General features: G+C 54.0%; 18 protein-coding genes. 14 read left to right on the top strand and 4 right to left on the bottom strand.

What is annotated here, in order from left to right; translation table 11 throughout:
* Positions 1-3: 3 nt before the first annotated feature.
* Positions 4-669: an orotate phosphoribosyltransferase gene (gene pyrE / locus ACFQO0_RS05430; protein ID WP_382232994.1), complete on the top strand. Its 666-nt coding sequence runs from the start codon at positions 4-6 to the stop codon at positions 667-669.
* Positions 670-697: 28 nt separating this feature from the next.
* Positions 698-1,321 (top strand): DUF4124 domain-containing protein, encoded by a 624-nt coding sequence (locus ACFQO0_RS05425; RefSeq protein ID WP_382232993.1) that lies wholly within the window; start codon positions 698-700, stop codon positions 1,319-1,321.
* 104 nt (positions 1,322-1,425) lie between these two features.
* Here ACFQO0_RS05425 and gatB read toward each other — a convergent pair whose 3' ends face one another.
* The 3 genes from gatB to gatC form a co-directional block, all read right to left on the bottom strand.
* Positions 1,426-2,886, bottom strand: coding sequence for an Asp-tRNA(Asn)/Glu-tRNA(Gln) amidotransferase subunit GatB (gene gatB, locus ACFQO0_RS05420; RefSeq protein WP_382232992.1), 1,461 nt, complete (start codon positions 2,884-2,886; stop codon positions 1,426-1,428).
* A 91-nt stretch (positions 2,887-2,977) separates the two neighbouring features.
* Complete coding sequence (gatA, locus tag ACFQO0_RS05415; RefSeq protein ID WP_382232991.1) at positions 2,978-4,432, bottom strand: Asp-tRNA(Asn)/Glu-tRNA(Gln) amidotransferase subunit GatA; 1,455 nt, start codon at positions 4,430-4,432, stop codon at positions 2,978-2,980.
* A 104-nt stretch (positions 4,433-4,536) separates the two neighbouring features.
* Positions 4,537-4,839, bottom strand: a complete 303-nt coding sequence (gatC, locus tag ACFQO0_RS05410) for an Asp-tRNA(Asn)/Glu-tRNA(Gln) amidotransferase subunit GatC (RefSeq protein WP_382232990.1) — start codon at positions 4,837-4,839, stop codon at positions 4,537-4,539.
* A gap of 310 nt (positions 4,840-5,149) precedes the next feature.
* Between gatC and ACFQO0_RS05405 the strand changes: the two genes are divergently transcribed.
* The 6 genes from ACFQO0_RS05405 (at position 5,150) to ACFQO0_RS05380 (ending at position 12,115) form a co-directional block, all read left to right on the top strand.
* Positions 5,150-6,193: a rod shape-determining protein gene (locus ACFQO0_RS05405; protein WP_382232989.1), complete on the top strand. Its 1,044-nt coding sequence runs from the start codon at positions 5,150-5,152 to the stop codon at positions 6,191-6,193.
* A gap of 150 nt (positions 6,194-6,343) precedes the next feature.
* Positions 6,344-7,339, top strand: a complete 996-nt coding sequence (mreC, locus tag ACFQO0_RS05400) for a rod shape-determining protein MreC (RefSeq protein ID WP_382232988.1) — start codon at positions 6,344-6,346, stop codon at positions 7,337-7,339.
* Complete coding sequence (gene mreD, locus ACFQO0_RS05395; protein WP_382232987.1) at positions 7,336-7,851, top strand: rod shape-determining protein MreD; 516 nt, start codon at positions 7,336-7,338, stop codon at positions 7,849-7,851. The genes mreC and mreD overlap by 4 nt, the downstream gene beginning before the upstream one ends.
* 33 nt (positions 7,852-7,884) lie before the next feature.
* Positions 7,885-9,792, top strand: a complete 1,908-nt coding sequence (gene mrdA, locus ACFQO0_RS05390; RefSeq protein ID WP_382232986.1) for a penicillin-binding protein 2 — start codon at positions 7,885-7,887, stop codon at positions 9,790-9,792.
* A gap of 117 nt (positions 9,793-9,909) precedes the next feature.
* On the top strand, positions 9,910-11,013 hold the full coding sequence (rodA, locus tag ACFQO0_RS05385; RefSeq protein WP_382232985.1) for a rod shape-determining protein RodA: 1,104 nt from the start codon (positions 9,910-9,912) through the stop codon (positions 11,011-11,013).
* Positions 11,014-11,074: 61 nt separating this feature from the next.
* A complete protein-coding gene (locus ACFQO0_RS05380; protein ID WP_382232984.1) occupies positions 11,075-12,115 on the top strand; it encodes a septal ring lytic transglycosylase RlpA family protein in 1,041 nt (346 codons plus the stop codon).
* On the opposite strand, the gene rsmI is transcribed toward ACFQO0_RS05380, so the two are convergent.
* The gene (gene rsmI / locus ACFQO0_RS05375) at positions 12,112-13,083 is read right to left on the bottom strand and encodes a 16S rRNA (cytidine(1402)-2'-O)-methyltransferase (RefSeq protein WP_382232983.1); all 972 of its coding nucleotides are present in this window, start codon (positions 13,081-13,083) and stop codon (positions 12,112-12,114) included. The genes ACFQO0_RS05380 and rsmI overlap by 4 nt on opposite strands.
* Before the next feature lie 12 nt (positions 13,084-13,095).
* Here rsmI and ACFQO0_RS05370 point away from each other — a divergent pair, with 12 nt between their 5' ends.
* From ACFQO0_RS05370 to ACFQO0_RS05345, 6 genes are all read left to right on the top strand, one after another.
* Positions 13,096-14,385 carry a penicillin-binding protein activator gene (locus tag ACFQO0_RS05370; RefSeq protein WP_382232982.1) on the top strand — a complete coding sequence of 430 codons (1,290 nt, stop codon included), beginning with the start codon at positions 13,096-13,098 and terminating at the stop codon, positions 14,383-14,385.
* Between the two features lie 7 nt (positions 14,386-14,392).
* Complete coding sequence (locus ACFQO0_RS05365; protein WP_382232981.1) at positions 14,393-14,767, top strand: YraN family protein; 375 nt, start codon at positions 14,393-14,395, stop codon at positions 14,765-14,767.
* Between the two features lie 55 nt (positions 14,768-14,822).
* Positions 14,823-15,419: a phosphoheptose isomerase gene (locus ACFQO0_RS05360; RefSeq protein ID WP_382232980.1), complete on the top strand. Its 597-nt coding sequence runs from the start codon at positions 14,823-14,825 to the stop codon at positions 15,417-15,419.
* Entirely contained in the window at positions 15,412-16,065 is a 654-nt protein-coding gene (locus ACFQO0_RS05355; protein ID WP_382232979.1) for a BON domain-containing protein, read from the top strand. The genes ACFQO0_RS05360 and ACFQO0_RS05355 overlap by 8 nt, the downstream gene beginning before the upstream one ends.
* A gap of 98 nt (positions 16,066-16,163) precedes the next feature.
* Positions 16,164-16,754, top strand: coding sequence for a LemA family protein (locus tag ACFQO0_RS05350; RefSeq protein WP_382232978.1), 591 nt, complete (start codon positions 16,164-16,166; stop codon positions 16,752-16,754).
* 85 nt (positions 16,755-16,839) lie between these two features.
* Entirely contained in the window at positions 16,840-18,810 is a 1,971-nt protein-coding gene (locus ACFQO0_RS05345) for a M48 family metallopeptidase (protein WP_382232977.1), read from the top strand.
* Positions 18,811-18,837: the final 27 nt, after the last annotated feature.

Genomic DNA, 18,837 nt, shown 5'->3' with positions numbered 1-18,837 from the left:
GTTTTGAACAATTTACGGCAAGAATTCATTAAGTTTTCGGTTGATACCGGCGTATTGCGTTTCGGCGAATTCGTTACCAAGGCAGGTCGCACCTCGCCGTATTTTTTTAATGCAGGGCTGTTCAATCAGGGCGGCACACTGGCAAGGCTGGCAGAGTTTTATGCGCAGACGCTGATCGATTCCGGCGTCGAATTCGATATGCTGTTTGGCCCGGCGTACAAAGGCATCACGCTCGCTTCGGCGACTGCAGTGGCGCTGGCGAACAAGGGACGCGATGTGCCGTTTGCATTCAACCGCAAGGAAGCCAAGGATCATGGCGAAGGCGGCACCATGGTCGGCGCGAAGCTTCAGGGCCGCGTAGTGATCATCGACGATGTGATTTCCGCCGGTACCTCGGTGCGTGAGTCAGTCGACATGATCCGCGCAGCAGGGGCAACGCCTTGCGCAGTCTTGATTGCGCTGGACCGGATGGAGCGCTCGGGTGCGGACAATGCATTGTCTGAACACTCGGCTGTGCAGGAAGTCAGCAAGACCTACGATATGCCAGTGGTGTCGATAGGCAATTTGTCAGATTTGTTTGAATACCTGTCGAATGCGGGAGCCAATTCGGAACAGGCGCAGTACAAGGATGCCGTCGCCGCTTATCGCAAGAGGTACGGCGTGATGTAGCAGCCATCGTTTTATTCTGGGGAGTGAAATGAAAGGTGCAGTAAAGACACTGAAGACACTGTTTTTTCTCTCGATATGCATCACGTCGGGTGCACACGCTGCCATTTTTATGTGCAAGGATGCATCCGGCCGCACTCTCACTGCTGACAGGCTCATCCCTGAATGTGCGGACCGTGCGGTGCGCGAATATGGCAATAACGGCGCCAAAAAAAGAGATATTGCCGCCCCCCTTACTGCTGACCAGAAGCGCGAAAAACAGCAGCAGGACGACCAGAAAAAAGTCGAACAGCTTGCGGCCGAGGAGCAAAAAAAAGCCGATCGCGCCCTCACCGCCCGCTACCGCAGTGAAGACGACATCACTGCCGCACGCAAACGCGACACGACTGTCGTCAGCGATCAAATTGCTCAGCAAAAAAAGGCATTATCCAGTGCGGATCAGGAATGGAAAGATACGCAAGCGGCCGTGACAGCACAAAAGAAAAAAGGCGTGGTCCCCGCTGGCATGCAATACAAACTTGATAGAGCCGAACAAAGCGTGCGTGCTCTGACGACTCGCGTGAACGAGAGTGAGGTCGAACTGGCACAAGTACATGCCAAATACGATGCGACGCTGCAGCGGTTTCGCGAGATCGCAACGGCCTCAACTCGTTAAAAGCGTCCGGAAAGATAATTTTGGGCTGATTTATATCAGCCTCAAGAGCAAAAAAAAAGCGCGCTCGTTTTACGGAGCGCGCTTTTTGTTTTTGGCTTGCTTGATCAAGCCGTCAGTTTTTTCTTCAAGAGCTCGGTAAGCTGCGCAGGGTTGGCTTTTCCCTTGCTGGCTTTCATCGCTTGTCCCATCAGAGCATTGATCGCCTGCTCCTTGCCGGCACGGTATTCCTCTACAGATTTTGCATTAGCGGCGATCACGTCATCGACAATTTTTTCCAGTGCGCCGCTGTCCGAAATTTGCTTCAAACCTTTGGCTTCGATCACTTCATCAGCGAGCGCTGCTTTGTCCGATTTGGCTTCCCACATCGCGCCGAATACTTCCTTGGCGATCTTGTTGGATATCGTGCCGTCAGCAATACGTTGCAATAGCAGGGCGAATTGCGCAGCACTGACTGGTGCTGCGGTGATCTCTATGCCTTCGCGATTCAGCGTAGAGGCGACGTCGCCCATCAACCAGTTGGCCGCAGGTTTGGCTTGCTCCTTGCCGGTGATCGCGGTGACTGCTTCGAAGTAATAGGCCATCGCTTTCGATTGCGTCAATACCGCAGCATCGTATTCAGAGAGGTTGTAATCGCGCACAAAGCGTTCGCGCATCACGCCTGGCAATTCCGGCATCGAGGCTTGCACGCGTGCGATCCATTCCGCGCTGACAACCAGCGGTGGCAAATCCGGATCGGGGAAGTAGCGGTAGTCGTGCGCGTCTTCCTTGCTGCGCATTTCGCGTGTTTCTTTTTTGTCTGGATCGTAGAGACGTGTTGCTTGCACGACGCGGCCGCCATCTTCGATCAACTCGATCTGGCGACGCACTTCGTAGTTGATCGCTTCTTCCAGGAAACGGAAGGAGTTCAAGTTCTTGATCTCACAACGTGTGCCGTATTCTTTTTGTCCGAACGGCCGCACTGACACGTTGGCATCGCAACGGAACGAGCCTTCCTGCATATTGCCGTCGCAGATGCCTATCCAGGTCACCAGTGTGTGCAGTGCTTTGGCATAAGCAACGGCTTCGGTTGCACTGCGCATGTCAGGTTCGGTAACAATTTCAAGCAATGGTGTACCTGCGCGATTCAAGTCGATGCCGGTCATGCCTTGATAGTCTTCGTGCAGTGATTTTCCGGCATCTTCTTCCAGATGTGCGCGTGTCAGCTGGACGGAGCGAATCTCGGTTTTGCCATCGACTTCCATTGCAAACGAGACGCGACCACCCTGCACGATCGGCAGATCCATCTGGCTGATCTGATAGCCCTTGGGCAGATCGGGATAGAAATAATTCTTGCGTGCGAACACCGAGTGCGGTGCGATCGTTGCACCAATCGCCAGACCAAACTGGATCGCGCGCTCGACTGCACCGCGATTCATCACCGGCAATGCGCCCGGCAAAGCCAGATCGACAGGCGATGTTTGCGTGTTGGGTGCTGCGCCAAACTGTGTAGGCGAGCCGCTAAAAATTTTTGTCTTGGTCGTCAACTGCGTATGCGTTTCCAGACCGATTACCACTTCCCACTGCATAATTTCCTCGCTCGCTTGTTAGCGTTGTTCTACGGTGTTGTTCGCTGCTTCTTTTAAGAAGCGATAGGCGAATCCATGTATGAAATTGCCGTTACGCCGGTGCGCGCAAATGCCAGTCGGTCGCCTGCTGATATTGATGGGCGACGTTCAGCAATTTTGCTTCGGCAAAATAGTTGCCGATGATTTGCAGTCCGACCGGACGCTTTGCATTTTTTTCGCCCTGACCAAAGCCGCATGGAATCGACATGCCCGGCAAGCCGGCCAGACTGGTTGAGAGTGTAAAAATATCGGCCAGGTAATTGGCGATCGGATCGTCGGCCTTGTCGCCCAGATCCCAGGCGACGGTAGGTGCAACCGGGCCCATGATGACGTCACACTTTTTAAACGCCTCCTGAAAATCCTGCGCGATCAAGCGGCGAATTTTTTGCGCTTGCAGATAGTAGGCGTCGTAATAACCATGCGAGAGCACATAGGCGCCGACGAGGATGCGGCGTTTGACTTCATCGCCAAAACCTTGCGCACGCGTCTTGCGATACATGTCGGACAAATCGGTGTAACCGTCGGCGCGGAAGCCGTAACGCACACCATCGAAACGACTCAGATTGGACGATGCTTCTGCCGGTGCAATCACGTAATAGGTTGGAATCGACAACTCGGTTTTTGGCAGCGAGATATCGACCAGCGTGGCACCGAGTTTTTCATACTCCTTGAGTGCTGCGCGTACTGCCTGTTCGACGTCGGCCGATAAACCGGCGCCGAAATATTCACGCGGGATACCGATTTTCAAGCCTTGCAAACTGACATTCAAGTCGCGTGTGTAATCTTCCTTGTCGTGTTCTATGCTGGTCGAATCGCGTTCATCGAAACCTGCCATCGCATTCAGTAACAAGCCGCAGTCTTCTGCTGTTTTTGCAATCGGGCCGCCTTGATCCAGTGAGGATGCAAATGCGATCATGCCGAAGCGCGAGACGCGGCCATAGGTTGGCTTGATGCCGGTGACGCCACACAATGCTGCCGGCTGGCGGATCGAGCCGCCGGTGTCGGTCGCGGTGGATGCCGGTGTCAGGCGTGCTGCAATTGCGGCGGCCGAGCCGCCGGATGAGCCTCCCGGAATGGCGGTCTTGTCCCACGGATTTTTGACTGCGCCGAAGTAGGAGTTTTCATTTGATGAACCCATTGCAAACTCATCGCAGTTCAATTTTCCCAGCGTGACCATGCCGGCCTGATTGAAATTTTGGACGACGGTTGCATCGAAGGGGCTGACATAGTTTTCCAGCATCTTGGAGCCGGCCGTTGAGCGCCAGCCGCGCGTGACGAAGATGTCCTTGTGCGCGATCGGCACACCGGTCAATACCGTGTTGTCACCACTGGCGATGCGTTGGTCGGCAGCGGCAGCTTGTTGCAGCGTCAACGCTTCGTCGACGTGTAAAAATGCATTCAGGTCGCTTGCCTTGATGCGAGCCAAAAACAGCTCGGACAATTCTGTCGCAGAGATTTTTTTTGCCTGCAGCAAGGCGGATAGTTCTTTGATTGTTTTGGTATGCATAGTCAATATCGGTGTTCGGTTGCAGAACATGGAGATGTTCCGGTTGCGCGCCGCCAAATAATAGTTAACAGCAAGGTCGGACAGCGCAAGGGTAGGCGATGCAGTTATTCGATGACTTGCGGCACCAGATACAAGCCGTCTTGCGTGGCCGGTGCAACTTGCTGGTATTCGTCGCGACGATTTGGCTCGCTGACGGTGTCTTCGCGCAGACGCAACGATAGATCGGGCAGCAGCATGGCGATCGGATGATTCAGCGGTTCTACGCCCTTGGTATCGACGGCGCTCAATTGTTCGACCAATGCGAAGATGCCGTTCAATTTATCCAGTGTTTGAGCGGATTGCTCCTCGGTGAGGTCGATTTGCGCGAGCATTGATAAACGTTTGACATCGGAAAGTTCGAGGGACATGGTTGGTTCGCGGTCTGGCCGCGTATGTAATGTTAAAAGAATCAGAAAAGAATCGCGGCGTGCAAAAGACTGCTTGTGCTGGCAAATGCTTCGCAAAATGAATCATTCCGCTTACATTTTTGGCATTTTGGGCGACTAATTTAATGTAAATTATAAGGTAGAATATCGGGTTAATGCCTTGCTGGCGCTGATATTGGGCTGCCGCCGGTAATAAATCTTGCTTATTTGCTCTTTGCACACGTAATTACTCTCGTAGTTAATTTCTTATTTACCTTATTAGGCGCACTTTTTTTGCGCACCGGGACAATTCATGTTTGGATTTTTACGTAGTTATTTTTCGAATGATCTGGCAATCGACCTGGGTACAGCTAACACCCTGATCTATGTCCGTAGCCTGGGCATTGTGCTGGATGAGCCATCGGTCGTGGCGATTCGCCAGCAAGGCGGCCCGAACGGCAAAAAAACCATCATGGCAGTCGGCAAGGAAGCCAAACAGATGCTAGGCAAAGTGCCGGGCAACATCGAGGCGATCCGCCCGATGAAAGACGGCGTGATCGCCGACTTCACCGTTACCGAACAAATGCTGAAGCAGTTCATCCGCATGGTGCATGACACCAAGCTCTTCAGACCTTCCCCGCGTATCATCATCTGCGTTCCTTGCGGTTCTACCCAAGTCGAGCGTCGCGCGATCCGCGAATCGGCACTCGGTGCCGGCGCAGCGCAGGTATATCTGATTGAAGAGCCGATGGCTGCTGCAATCGGTGCCGGCCTGCCGGTGTCGGATGCAACCGGTTCCATGGTCGTCGATATCGGCGGTGGCACGACTGAAGTCGGCATCATCTCGCTGGGTGGCATGGTCTACAAAGGCTCGATCCGCGTCGGTGGCGACAAGTTCGACGAAGCGATCGTCAATTACATCCGCCGTAACTACGGCATGCTGATCGGCGAACAAACCGCTGAAGCAATCAAGAAAGAAATCGGTTCGGCTTTCCCAGGTTCCGAAGTGCGCGAGATGGAAGTCAAGGGGCGCAATCTGTCCGAAGGTATCCCACGTTCATTCACAATTTCCAGCAACGAGATTCTCGAAGCGCTGACCGATCCGCTGAACAACATCGTTTCCGCCGTTAAAAATGCGCTGGAACAAACGCCGCCAGAACTGGGCGCCGACATTGCTGAAAAAGGCATGATGCTGACTGGCGGCGGCGCATTGCTGCGCGATCTGGATCGTCTGATGATGGAAGAAACCGGTTTACCGGTGATCGTGGCCGAAGACCCGCTGACTTGCGTGGTGCGCGGCTCGGGCATGGCGCTGGAGCGCATGGATAAACTGGGTTCGATTTTCTCCTACGAATAATCCGACCACATTGTTTTTCTTTGGCGGGCTGACATGCACACTGTCATGAAAGCACCATTTTTTGTAACGCACGCTGTGGCTGCAGGACGCAATGTTCTGGCGGCGCAGCCTGTACAGATGTACTTCGGCAGGTTCGCCAACAAGCATTAAATGGAATACAGCCCGCCACCACTCTTCAAACAAGGTGCCTCGGCACGCGCAAAGATGGTGTTCTTCGCCCTGATCGCACTGGTGCTATTGGGTGTCGATTCGCATATGCGCTCGCTTGCTGTGGTGCGTCAGGTGATTTCTACCGCCTTGTATCCGTTGCAGGTTGTCGCACTCGCACCGCGCGATGCGATGTATTTTATCGGCGATTATTTCACCTCCCTTTCCGATATCAAGTCGGAGAATGAAAAACTCAAACTGCAACAAACTGTCAATGCACGCACCTTGCAGCAAGGTCAGCAACTGCTGGCAGAAAATGCGCAACTGCGTCATTTGCTGGGTACCAGTGAGCGTCTGCCTGTGAAGTCGGTGATGGGCGAAATTCTGTATGACACGCGGGATGCGTTCACCCGCAAGATCGTGCTGGATCGCGGCATTCAGCACGGCGTTGAGCGCGGGCAGCCGGTGATCGATCACATCGGTGTGGTCGGGCAGGTGACGCGTGTGTTTCCTTTTACGTCGGAAGTCACTTTGTTGACGGACAAAAATCAGGCGATTCCGGTGCAGGTGGTGCGCAATGGATTGCGTAGCGTTGCCTATGGTCGCGGCCAATCGAATGTACTGGATTTACGTTTCATGCCGACCAATGCAGACATCCAAAAAGGCGATGTGCTGGTGACTTCGGGCATTGATGGTATATATCCTGCCGGTCTGGCGGTTGCGACGGTTTTTCAGGTGGAAAACAAGTCGTCTGATTCTTTCGCACGTATCGTCTGCCAGCCTTCCGCGGGCATAGACCGCAATCGCCAGTTGCTGATTCTGTTGACGGCAAATAAAGCCGAACCGCGTCCGGCAGATGACGCGAAAGACAAGAATGCAAAAATGACGGGCATCTTGCGGCATGCTGCCAGCCGGACTAACGGTACGTCAGGCAAAGGCATTGTTGAAACGCCGCCCGTTCCTGCATCTTCCAAACCGCCAGCGACATCAACACGATGAATCATCAGCCACACTACATTTTGTTGCCAGCCAGCCCGCTTTTTATAGCGGTCAGTCTGATCGTGGCATTCTTGCTGAACCTGCTGCCGTGGGGGCAGTGGATAGGTATTCCAGATTTTGTTGCGCTGATCCTGGTGTTCTGGAGCATGCATCAGCCGCGCAAGGTCGGGATAGGCGTCGCGTTTTTCATGGGTTTGTTAATGGATGTGCATGATGCGGCGGTGCTAGGCGAGAATGCGCTGGCTTACACGCTACTGTCTTACTTCGCCATCATGATACACAGACGCGTGTTGTGGTTCCCTGCCGGCGTACAAGCATTGCACGTATTTGTGCTGTTGCTGGTCGCTCAAGTCGTAGAGCTAATTGTCAGGTTGCTGGTCGGCGGCAGATTTCCGGGTTGGTTGTACTTCGTTGAGAGCGTGGTGGCGGCTTTGGCGTGGCCGATTGTGGCGTGGATATTACTTGCACCGCAGCGCCGGGCGATCAATCGTGACGATACGCGTCCGATTTGATTTGCTACAACCGACAACCGGTATTGATCCCGCATGACTGAATTAAAAAATACCGAACGCGAATTACATCTCTTTCGCCTGCGCTTGTCCGTGGCGGGTGGCTTGGTGTTCATTCTATTTGCCTGTTTGCTCTCACGCTTCATCTGGTTGCAGGTGTATAAACATAACGATTATGTCGCGCAGGCAGAGGAAAACCGGATTTCAGTCGTGCCTGTAGTGCCGAATCGCGGTTTGATTCTGGATAGAAATGGTGTGGTGCTGGCGCGTAATTACTCAGCCTATACACTGGAAATTACACCCTCAAAAATCGATGGCGATCTTGAAACCCTGATCGATGAACTCGCAACATTGGTCGACATCCAGCCGAAAGATCGCAAGCGCTTCAAGAAGCTGCAGGAAGAATCACGCAATCTGGCCAGTTCGCCGATACGCGTGCGTCTGTCCGACGAAGAAGTTGCGCGATTCTCGGCGCAGCGTTACCGCTTCCCCGGCGTTGAGATTCAGGCCCGTTTATTCCGCCAGTACCCACTCGGTTCGGTTGCCTCACATGTGATTGGCTATATCGGTCGTATCAATACGCGTGAGGCGAAGGAAATCGATGCAGGTGACGACGCGACCAACTATCGCGGCACAGAGCACATCGGCAAGGAAGGCCTGGAAAAAAATTACGAAGACAAATTGCACGGTCGTACCGGTTACGAAGAAGTCGAAGTCTCTGCTGGCGGTCGTCCTATCCGGACCTTGTCGCGCACAGCTGCCACGCCAGGCGACAATCTGATTCTGTCTATCGATATCGAATTGCAGAAAGTGGTGGAGCAGGCATTTGGCGATCGGCGTGGCGCATTCATCGCAATTGAGCCTGCCACCGGTGACGTGCTGGCATATGTGTCTATGCCGACTTTCGATCCCAATCTGTTTGTCGAAGGCATTGATCAGCAGAGCTGGGATTTGCTGAATAACTCACCCGATCATCCGCTGTTGAATCGCCCTTTGTCCGGCGCCTATCCGCCAGGCTCAACTTACAAACCGTTCATGGCCTTGGCCGCCTTGGAGTTGGGTAAGCGCAAACCATCGGATGCGATTTCAGATCCGGGTTACTTCTGGTTCGGCAATCACAAGTTTCGCGATGACAAGGAAGGCGGGCACGGCATGGTCGACATGTACAAATCGATCGTGCAATCCTGCGATACGTATTACTACCTGCTGGCCAACGACCTTGGCGTCGATACGATACACGATTTCATGAAGCCGTTCGGCTTTGGCCAAAAGACCGGTATTGATCTCAAATACGAACGCACCGGCGTATTGCCGTCGACTGCATGGAAGGCAGCAGCATATAAAAAGCCCGAGCAAAAAAGATGGTACGCGGGTGAAACCATTTCCATCGGCATCGGTCAAGGTTATAACTCTTTCACCCCGTTGCAGCTGGCACATGCGACCGCGACCCTTGCCAACAACGGTATCGTCATGAAGCCTCACCTGGTCAGGGAAATTGAAAATGGTGTGACGCGTCAACGCACATTGACGGTGCCCAAAGAAAGTTATCGCATTCCATTGAAGCAGGAAAACATTGACGTCATCAAACATGCGATGGTGGGCGTCAACAAGGAAGGAACCGGCGCGCGCGCGTTCTCAAAAGCAGAGTACGTGTCGGCAGGCAAGACAGGTACGGCGCAGGTGATTGCGATCAAGAAAGGCGAAAAATACGACGCCAGTAAAATTTCGGATCGTCATCATGATCACGCTTTGTACACAGCATTTGCGCCGGCCGACAATCCGCGTATCGCGATCGCGCTCATCGTTGAAAATGGCGGTTTCGGTGCCGCTTCGGCTGCGCCGATTGCCAAGGCGGCGATGGATTTCTATTTGCTGGGAAAGCGGCCTGATGCGAAAACGCCTGTCAAAGCTGCGCCGATTCCTGAAGATGAGCTCACAGATTAAATCCATGACGACATCCCTACGCTCTCTTTTCCAGAACCGACGCGCACGACTGATGCCGCATTCAACGATATCCATTAACTGCGCAAGGCAACTTCCGCCTTCGCGATCGGAGCGCGCATGAACAAGCGTTCGCCATGGCAAATCGTTAGGCCGTATGTCCAGGTATTCGACGGCCCGCTGATTGTGATTGTGGGCCTGATTCTTGCGCTGGGAACGGTCACACTTTATTCTGCCGGCATCGATTTTCCGGGACGGGTGGAAGATCATGTGCGCAACATTCTGATTGCACTGATGGTGATGTGGATTGCGGCCATCATTCCACCACAAACCTTGATGCGCTTCGCCGTGCCCTTGTATATCGTGGGCGTGACCTTGCTGGTTGGGGTGGCGATGTTCGGCTTGATCAGGAATGGCGCAAGACGCTGGATCAATGTCGGCATGATCATTCAGCCGTCCGAGATCATGAAGATCGCGATGCCGATGATGCTGGCATGGTTCTTCCAGAAACGCGAAGGCATGACACGCTGGCGCGAGTTTTTGGTGGCGGGTTTGTTGCTGGTGGCACCGGTCGGTCTGATCATGCGTCAGCCGGATCTGGGTACGTCTCTGCTGGTATTGGCTGCCGGTTTTTATGTCATCTTCTTTGCTGGCCTTTCATGGAAAGTGATCGTGGCTGCCGTGATTACGATGCTGGCCAGTCTGCCTGTTGTATGGTCGATGCTGCATGACTATCAAAGAGGTCGGGTGCTGACACTGATAGATCCGACTACTGATCCGCTGGGCAAGGGATTTCATATTATTCAATCGACGATTGCGATTGGTTCGGGAGGCCTGACCGGCAAAGGCTGGCTGAATGGCACCCAGGCCCATCTGGAATTTATTCCCGAGCGCACTACCGATTTTATCTTTGCTGTTTTTTCGGAAGAGTTCGGATTGATAGGCAACTGTATTTTGCTGACGCTCTACCTGCTCCTGATCGGGCGCAGCATGATCATTGCAGCGAATGCACCAACCTTGTTCAGCCGCTTGCTGGCCGGTGCGATCACGATGATTTTCTTTACTTATGCATTCGTGAATATGGGAATGGTTAGCGGCATCTTGCCGGTGGTTGGCGTGCCCTTGCCTTTTGTCAGCTATGGCGGCACCGCATTTGTCACGCTCGGTTTGGGCGTGGGTATTTTGATGAGCATACAGCGCCACAGAAAATTGATGCAAAGCTGATATCGCTCGTTCACTGTTTGTCGTAGTTGTATCGGCAAGCAGCCTTCATCAGGAGCAAGCAATGCAATTGAATTCTTCCACATCACGTCTTCTGGTCTTGCTGCCAATTCTGGCGCTGGCCGCTTGCAGCAGCGTACCGTTAGACACTTCTTCTGCCGGCAAGACACAGACTGCGCGTGCGGCAAGTGCGGCACAGCCGAGCTTGCCACCTGCCGGCTCCGGTCGCGGCGGCTATTACAAGGATGACGGTCCGGGCGACGTGACGCCGGAAGGCTTGCTGGATGTGCCGGATGCAGAGCCGCGCATCGAGCCGTATTCGAAAAGTGGAAACAAACCTTACGTTGTTTTCGGCAAACGGTATATTCCGATTAGTGATGCGCGGCCGTTCAAACAGACTGGGCGCGGCAGCTGGTACGGCAAGAAATTCCACGGGCAGAAAACCTCGTCAGGCGAGCTGTACGATATGTACAAGATGTCGGCCGCCCATCCGACTTTACCGATCCCTTCGTATGCTCGGGTGACCAATTTAAGCAATGGCAAACAGGTGATCGTGCGCGTCAATGATCGCGGTCCGTTTCATTCGAGTCGCGTCATCGATCTATCGTATACCGCCGCATTGAAACTGGGTTATATCGGACACGGCAGCGCGGAGCTGCAAGTCGAACGATTGCTGCCGGCAGACATAGAGCAAATATTGGCGACCAAAGAGAGTCCCGCTACGCCTGTTGTCGCGACGGAAGCGGTGGTTATGCCGACCATAGAGTCTACGCAATTGGCTCCAGCAGCGATTCAGCCAGTCGATTTTGCGCCGAATGGAAATGTGTCAGTAATAGCGACATCAATGCCAACCCAGGGTGCCGCATCTACAGCCAGCGGCTTTTATCTGCAACTCGGTGCGTACTCGCAGGCGGCCAATGCAGAAAGTGTGCGTACTCGACTGCTGCAGGATACGGGCGGCGTGCTACGGCAATTGACGGTTGAGCCTTCGAATAATTTGTATCGGCTCTATGGCGGCCCATTTGCTACTCGCGAAGAGGCCGCAGCGGCGGCTACGCAAGTGCAGGGAACGATGGGCGCCAAGCCGTTTATCGTGCAGCGTTAAGCTTGCCCCGACTCGCTGCCTGCTTTCATTTGCAGGGCGCGATCATACAGGGCGTTTTTCTTTTGTCCTGTGATGTGTGACGCCAGCGTCGCCGCCTGCTTTACCGAACATTCCTGCAGCAGGATTTTCAGGATGCGTTCGGCTTCCATTTCGTCCTGATCGCCGGCCGCTGGCGTACCTTCCAGCAGTACCACAAACTCCCCTTTTTGCCGGTTTGCGTCGGCATTGATCCAGGCACCGGCCTCGGCCAGGGTGCAGCGATGTATTTCTTCAAACATCTTGGTCAGTTCGCGTGCAAACACGATATGCCTGGTCGGTTCGAAGCTGGTCGCTAGCGCTTCAACGGCTTCGACGATGCGATGCGGCGCTTCGTAAAACACCAGGGTCGCTGCGACACTTTTCAGATTGAATAAAACCGTCTCGCGCTGCTTGGCTTTGGCCGGCAAAAAGCCGACGAAATAAAATTGGTCATTCAACAAGCCGCTGGCGGACAAAGCGGCTACTGCTGCCGATGCGCCTGGCAATGGCACCACACGCAGGCCTGCATTACGCACCGCATCGACGATGCGCGCGCCTGGATCGGACACGGCTGGCGTGCCCGCATCGGATACCAGTGCAATGCGCTCGCCCGCCTGCAAGCGACGGATCAAGGTGTCTGCTACTTCGCGTTCATTGTGCTGGTGCGCTGCGATCAATTTTTTTGACAGGCCGTAACGGGTCAAAAGATGGCCGGTATTACGCGTATCTTCGCAAGCGATAGCATCGACTATCGATAAAGTGTGCAAAGCGCGCAACGATATGTCACCTGCGTTCCCGATCGGTGTGGCCACCACATATAATGTCGCCGAAGGATAAGTCTGCCGCTCGACGTCACGTAATACTTCATGCAATAAATTCGGTAATGCATCCTGCAAGGTGTCTTGCATAAGCGGCAAGATCGTGGATGCGTTGTCGGTTGGTTCAGTCATTGGGAGAGTCGGATGTTGGGAAATTTAGCGAGAATGTTTGTGCTGGCTGCGGCCATCAGCGGATTGTGCGCGCCTGCACAGGCAAATACAACTGCTGTTATCGGTGGTGCTGTCAGTGGAGCTAGCAGTCTAACCGGCATTCAGGCCGAGTATTCCGTGTTGGACAAGTTGCAGCTCGCGCAGACCGATCTGGCGTTGCCGCGCGATGAAAATGATGACCTGAGCAACGGCCCGATTATCGAGGCGGTTGACATGCCTGTCGTTGTCACTCGTCTCCCGCCGGTACGCATAGCGTTGTTGTTGCCGCGCCGGTCCGAATCGCTGGCGCAAGTGGCCGATGCAGTGCGCTCCGGTTTCATGGCGGCTTATCAATACGAGCCGGCCAACATTACCGTCAATCTGGTGGAAACCGGGGATTCTGCACAGGACGTGCTCTCCGGTTATCTGGACGCTGCGATGCGCAATGACATTGTGGTCGGGCCGCTGACGCGCAGCGGCGCCACCGCGATTGTACAAAACGGCAACATCACGAAGCCGACTATCGCCCTGACGCAGCTGGATACTGCAGACGGTACTGAAATGCGGGTTCCGACCAATATGCTGGTGATGGGTTTATCGATAGAAGATGAGGCGCGCCAGATCGCCGACTGGCTGGGTGCACGCCAGGTCGGCCTCAAGGCTTTTGCAATTTCCACCAATGCGTCATGGCAGCGACGTGCCATCAAAGCTTTTTCCACCGAGTGGCGCCACCTAGGACTGACATCTGAAATGATGGAGCTCGGCATGACTGGCAGCTTCATTAACGCGACCGCACTGGTGCAATTGAAGAAGCGCATTCAAGCTGAAAAGCCGGCGCTGATATTTGTCGGCCTCGATGCAGCACAAACCATTCAGCTGCGTCTGGCGATCGGTAGCGATGTGCCTCTGGTCGGCACATCGCAGTTGAATCCTCTGGCGCTCGCCGATTGGAGCGGGGCCGATAAGTTACTCGATCTGGAAGGTGTACGCCTCCTCGACATGCCGTGGCAGTTGCAGGCCGATCATGCTGCGGTGATGGCCTATCCGCATCTTGCCAAAAACGGCGAGCAGCGCATCAGTCCTGATATCGAACGGCTGTATGCGCTGGGTGTCGACGCTTATCGCGTCGCGCACAACATAGCCATCAAGCAGAATGAATTCAAGCTTGATGGCGTGACCGGTAAACTGGCAATTCGCTTCGGCCAGGGCGCGCCGCATTTTGATCGTCTCATGCAGCCGGCGATTTATCGCGATGGCGTGGTGCAGCCGCTGGAAGCGCCTTGATTCGCTGATGCGCATTCCCGCCTTTCTTAGCCGCCCCCGTACTGCCAGGCAGATCAGCGGACAAATCGGTGAAGATCAGGCGCTCGCTTACTTGCAAATGCAGGGCTTGACCCTGGTTGAACGCAATTTCCGCTGCAAAGGCGGGGAAATCGATTTGATCATGCAAGCCAAAGACACACTGATTTTTATTGAAGTCAGGAAGCGTGCTGATAAAAATCATGGTGGTGCCGCGGCCAGCGTCACACCCGCCAAGCAGAAGCGCCTGATTGTCGCCGCGCATATTTTTCTGCAACGTTACAAGATGCCACCGGCCTGCCGCTTCGACGTCATTGCGATCGATGGTATCGAGATGAGCTGGTTGAAAAACGCAATCGAATCCTGAATCCTCCCCAGCCACGCGCCTCATCGCGATGGACTGCTCTATAATTCACGACACCATGATTACTCAACGCATACTTAGTCACTTCCATGAAAGTGCAGAGCTGAAAATTCAAGCGGCTTCCCTGCTGGCGCGTCCTATCGAGCAGGCGGTGGAACTAATGTTCGGCGCCTTGTCTAACGGGAACAAGATTCTGGCGTGCGGCAATGGCGGTTCTGCGGCTGACTGCCAGCATTTTTCTGCGCAACTTGTCGGGCGTTTCGAAAGAGAGCGCTTGCCGCTGCCGGTCATGGCGTTGACAACCGATACCTCGATCCTGACAGCCATCGGCAATGACTACAGTTACCAGGAGATTTTCAGCAAGCAGGTGCAGGCGTTCGGACAGTCCGGCGACGTCTTGCTTGCATTGTCGACTTCCGGTAATTCTGCCAACGTGATTGCCGCCATCGAAGCAGCACTTGAACGCGATATGCGGGTAGTGGTGATGACGGGCAAAGGCGGCGGCGCGATGGCAAAACTGATTACCGATGCAGATGTCCACATCTGTGTCCCGCACGACCGCACGGCACGGATACAGGAAGTGCATTTATTAACGATACATTGTTTGTGTGACGGCATTGACGTTGCACTATTTGGAGGGGATGAGAATGATTAATTTGAATCGTGGTTTGAAAGCAGTACGACGTCCGATGGCGGCAGCGCTGATTTGCGGCGCAGTGTTGGTCAGCCTGCAAGGTTGTGTCGGCATCATGGTCGGCGGTGCCGTTGTCGGCACGCTGGCAGCAACTGACAGACGTACACTCGGCGCGCAAACTGAAGACAAGGCCATCGCGGTCAAGGGCGAAACCCGGATTCCGAACGTGGCCGGTCCTGACGCTCACGTCAATGTGACCAGCTTTAACCGCAAGGTGTTGTTGACCGGCGAAGTGCGCGATGAAGCTGCCAAGGCAGCAGCCGGGCGGGAAGCTGCCGCTATCGAAGGCGTGCAATCGGTCGTCAATGAATTAGGCATCGGTGGTCCGGCCAGCTACACATCACGCTCGAACGATGCGGTGATTACAGGCAAGGTGAAGGCATCGTTTGTTGATAACAAAACCCTGTCTGCCAATTCGGTCAAGGTTGTAACTGAACGTGGCGAGGTGTTTCTGATGGGACGTGTAACCCAGAGTGAAGGCAACCTGGCTGCTGAAATAACGCGCGGTGTGAGTGGCGTCATCAAGGTCGTCAAGGTATTTGAATATATCACTGACGAGGAATATCGTATGTTGAGTACAACACCGGATACGGTGCAGAAAAAATAGCGGTTAATAATCGTTGCCGCTCAACAAGTTGCGGTTTTGGAATGCTATATTGAAGCCGCGCGACAAACTGTCGCGCGGCTTTTTCATTGGGAGAAACCATGACAGCAGTGCTCGTTTTATTGGCCATCGTTGCAGTTGTTGTGTTCTGGGGTGTCGGCGTCTACAACCGCATCATCGCCTTGCGCAACTACTTCGAGAATGCATTTTCTCAAATTGATGTACAGCTCAAACGTCGTTACGATCTGATTCCAAATCTGGTCGAAACCGCCAAGGCCTATATGGCCCATGAGCGCGAAACACTGGAAGCAGTGATTGCTGCGCGCAACCAGGCTGTCGATGCCAATAAAAAAGTCGCAGGCCATCCTGCCGATTCCAGCGCGTTTAAACAGATGGTCGCCGCTGATGGCGTGCTGGACGCATCGCTGGGCAGGTTCTTCGCGCTGTCGGAAGCCTATCCAGACCTGCAGGCAAATCAAACCATGATGCAGTTGGGCGAAGAACTCAGCAGCACCGAAAATCGCATCGCTTTTGCGCGCCAGGGTTACAACGACAGCGTGATGTCCTATAACGTCGCGATCCAGCAGTTCCCTGGTTCCGTGATTGCCAATTCCTTTGGATTCAAAACAGCAGAATTGCTGGAGTCGACAGAAACGCCGGAAGAACGCAAAGCGATCAAAGTCGCGTTTTGATGGTTGTGCAAGCGCTTTTTCTGCCGGCCTGCCATACGAATCGCAGCAGGCCTGATGCGCACGTCCTGACTTCGCATGCCGCGACATGAACTTTTTCGAACAGCAGGATCACGCGAGACGGCAGACCAGGGTGTTGCTGCTGTTGTTTGCGCTCGCCGTAATCGCTATTGTGCTGGCCGTCAATTTTGCGATGGCCTTGATTTGCATCTACGCGCAAGGCGGGTCGTTCTCGGGGCATCATGACTATCCGCGCGGATTTTTTGCCACCAATACCTTGATCACGCTGATATTAATCGGCGGTGGCACCTTGCTTGAAATGTTCAATCTGCGTGACGGAGGCGATGCGATTGCACGCATGGCCGGTGCACGCATGGTGGCGCTCAATACGCGCGATACGTTTGAACGGCGTTTGCTGAATGTGGTGGAAGAGATGGCGCTTGCATCAGGCATTGCTTGTCCCAAGGTATATCTGATGGACAGGGAAGACTCGATCAACGCATTCGCCGCCGGTTATAACCCGAACGAGGCGGTGATTGTTATGACGCGTGGTTCGCTGGACAGATTGACGCGTGATGAATTGCAAGGCGTAGTGGGGCATGAGTTCAGCCATATTTTGAATGGCGACATGCGCTTGAACATTCGCTTGGTCGGCGTGCTGTTCGGGATACAGATGTTTGCGGATTTCGGCAGGCAGATCATGGAATCCGGTGTGCTGGCGACGGAGGAGGACACGCTGAGCAAGCGACGTACTCCGCTGCATGTCATTTTATTTGTGGTTGGCGCCACGCTGTTCGCGATTGGTTATATAGGCTTGTTCTTTGGGCGAATCATTAAATCAGCAGTTTCCCGTCACCGTGAATTTCTGGCGGATGCCAGCGCCATTCAATTTACCCGCAATCCCGATGGCCTTGGCAATGCCTTGCGCAAGATAGGTGGTCTGATGCAAACCGGGCGCGCCGTTTCGCAGATCCAGCACAGGAATGCAGAGCAGTTGTCGCATTTCTTCCTGACAGCGGTACGTCCTGGTCTGCTGGAAGGATTGTTTGCGACCCATCCATCGCTATTCGAACGTTTGCATCGCATCTATGGTCGCAATATGGATATGCTGGACGCGCCCAGCATCCGTAAAAGCGATGTTGCAGCATCGCAAACCATGCGGGCAGACATTGCGTATGCCGCGACGCCCTTCGTCGATGCAGTCGCAAACGCCGATGCCATTAGCGCCGACATCGTGGCTGTTGCCAGGCAGGCTTACGGCGGCAGCACGCTCGTCAAAATCAGGCTGTGTACACAGATTGATCAAGCAGTGCATAACCCTTACGTTGCTCCATTGCTGGTCTACGCCTTGTTGCTTGATTCTGCACAGGAAAACAGTCCACAGCATCAGTACCTGATTGAACATCTGCCTGGCCAAGCCGCACAAGTAATGCAACTGGCGACAGCGATCAAGAGTTTGCCAGTCAATGCGCGTTTGCCTTTGCTTGATCTGATGATGCCGGCGCTACGGCAATTGCCGATGGTGGATCGCGATGCAATGCTGGCGCACATTGAACGGATGATCGCGAGTGATCGTCATGTGAGCTTGAGCGAATTCGTTCTGCAAACCGTCTTGGTGCGACGCCTGGCGGCGCAGGCAAATCGTGCAGTGCGAGTCAAGTATTCTTCGGTGACTGAATTGAAGCAGGAATGCCACATTCTATTTTCTCTGGTGGCACATGTTGCCGCGCCGCTTTTAAAACAGCCTGCGACATCATTGTTGATGAGAGCGGCGGATTTCTCTCCGCATCTCTTTTTATCGGAAAAGGATTTGATCGGGATCGCCGAGCTGAGTTATGGCAGGATAAAAATTGCATTGGATAAAACGAATCAGTTGGCACCTTTGGCAAATCCAGCATTGATCAAGTCATTGCTGGCAATCGCCGGTGAGCAGTCGCCGCTACCGTTGCCGCTTGCGGATTTGTTGCGCGCCATCTGCGCCGCGATCGAAGCGCCTATGCCCCCCGTTGTTGCCGCTGTTTACACGGCTTCGGGTTGGTCGGATGCATCCTTGTCATGAAATCAGATCGGATGCGGACACGTTTTT

This window comes from Herminiimonas aquatilis, from assembly GCF_042665175.1.
GTDB lineage: Bacteria > Pseudomonadota > Gammaproteobacteria > Burkholderiales > Burkholderiaceae_D > Oxalicibacterium > Oxalicibacterium aquatilis.
Note: the sequence above shows the minus strand (reverse complement) of the source record. Positions and strands in the feature narration are given on the sequence as shown.

Coding starts and splice junctions, on each gene's coding strand:
- ACFQO0_RS05425 (WP_382232993.1), top strand. CDS start 698: ATGAAAGGTGCAGTAAAGACACTGAAGACACTGTTTTTTCTCTCGATA.
- gatB (WP_382232992.1), bottom strand. CDS start 2,886: ATGCAGTGGGAAGTGGTAATCGGTCTGGAAACGCATACGCAGTTGACG.
- gatA (WP_382232991.1), bottom strand. CDS start 4,432: ATGCATACCAAAACAATCAAAGAACTATCCGCCTTGCTGCAGGCAAAA.
- gatC (WP_382232990.1), bottom strand. CDS start 4,839: ATGTCCCTCGAACTTTCCGATGTCAAACGTTTATCAATGCTCGCGCAA.
- ACFQO0_RS05405 (WP_382232989.1), top strand. CDS start 5,150: ATGTTTGGATTTTTACGTAGTTATTTTTCGAATGATCTGGCAATCGAC.
- mreC (WP_382232988.1), top strand. CDS start 6,344: ATGGAATACAGCCCGCCACCACTCTTCAAACAAGGTGCCTCGGCACGC.
- mreD (WP_382232987.1), top strand. CDS start 7,336: ATGAATCATCAGCCACACTACATTTTGTTGCCAGCCAGCCCGCTTTTT.
- mrdA (WP_382232986.1), top strand. CDS start 7,885: ATGACTGAATTAAAAAATACCGAACGCGAATTACATCTCTTTCGCCTG.
- rodA (WP_382232985.1), top strand. CDS start 9,910: ATGAACAAGCGTTCGCCATGGCAAATCGTTAGGCCGTATGTCCAGGTA.
- ACFQO0_RS05380 (WP_382232984.1), top strand. CDS start 11,075: ATGCAATTGAATTCTTCCACATCACGTCTTCTGGTCTTGCTGCCAATT.
- rsmI (WP_382232983.1), bottom strand. CDS start 13,083: ATGACTGAACCAACCGACAACGCATCCACGATCTTGCCGCTTATGCAA.
- ACFQO0_RS05370 (WP_382232982.1), top strand. CDS start 13,096: ATGTTGGGAAATTTAGCGAGAATGTTTGTGCTGGCTGCGGCCATCAGC.
- ACFQO0_RS05365 (WP_382232981.1), top strand. CDS start 14,393: ATGCGCATTCCCGCCTTTCTTAGCCGCCCCCGTACTGCCAGGCAGATC.
- ACFQO0_RS05360 (WP_382232980.1), top strand. CDS start 14,823: ATGATTACTCAACGCATACTTAGTCACTTCCATGAAAGTGCAGAGCTG.
- ACFQO0_RS05355 (WP_382232979.1), top strand. CDS start 15,412: ATGATTAATTTGAATCGTGGTTTGAAAGCAGTACGACGTCCGATGGCG.
- ACFQO0_RS05350 (WP_382232978.1), top strand. CDS start 16,164: ATGACAGCAGTGCTCGTTTTATTGGCCATCGTTGCAGTTGTTGTGTTC.
- ACFQO0_RS05345 (WP_382232977.1), top strand. CDS start 16,840: ATGAACTTTTTCGAACAGCAGGATCACGCGAGACGGCAGACCAGGGTG.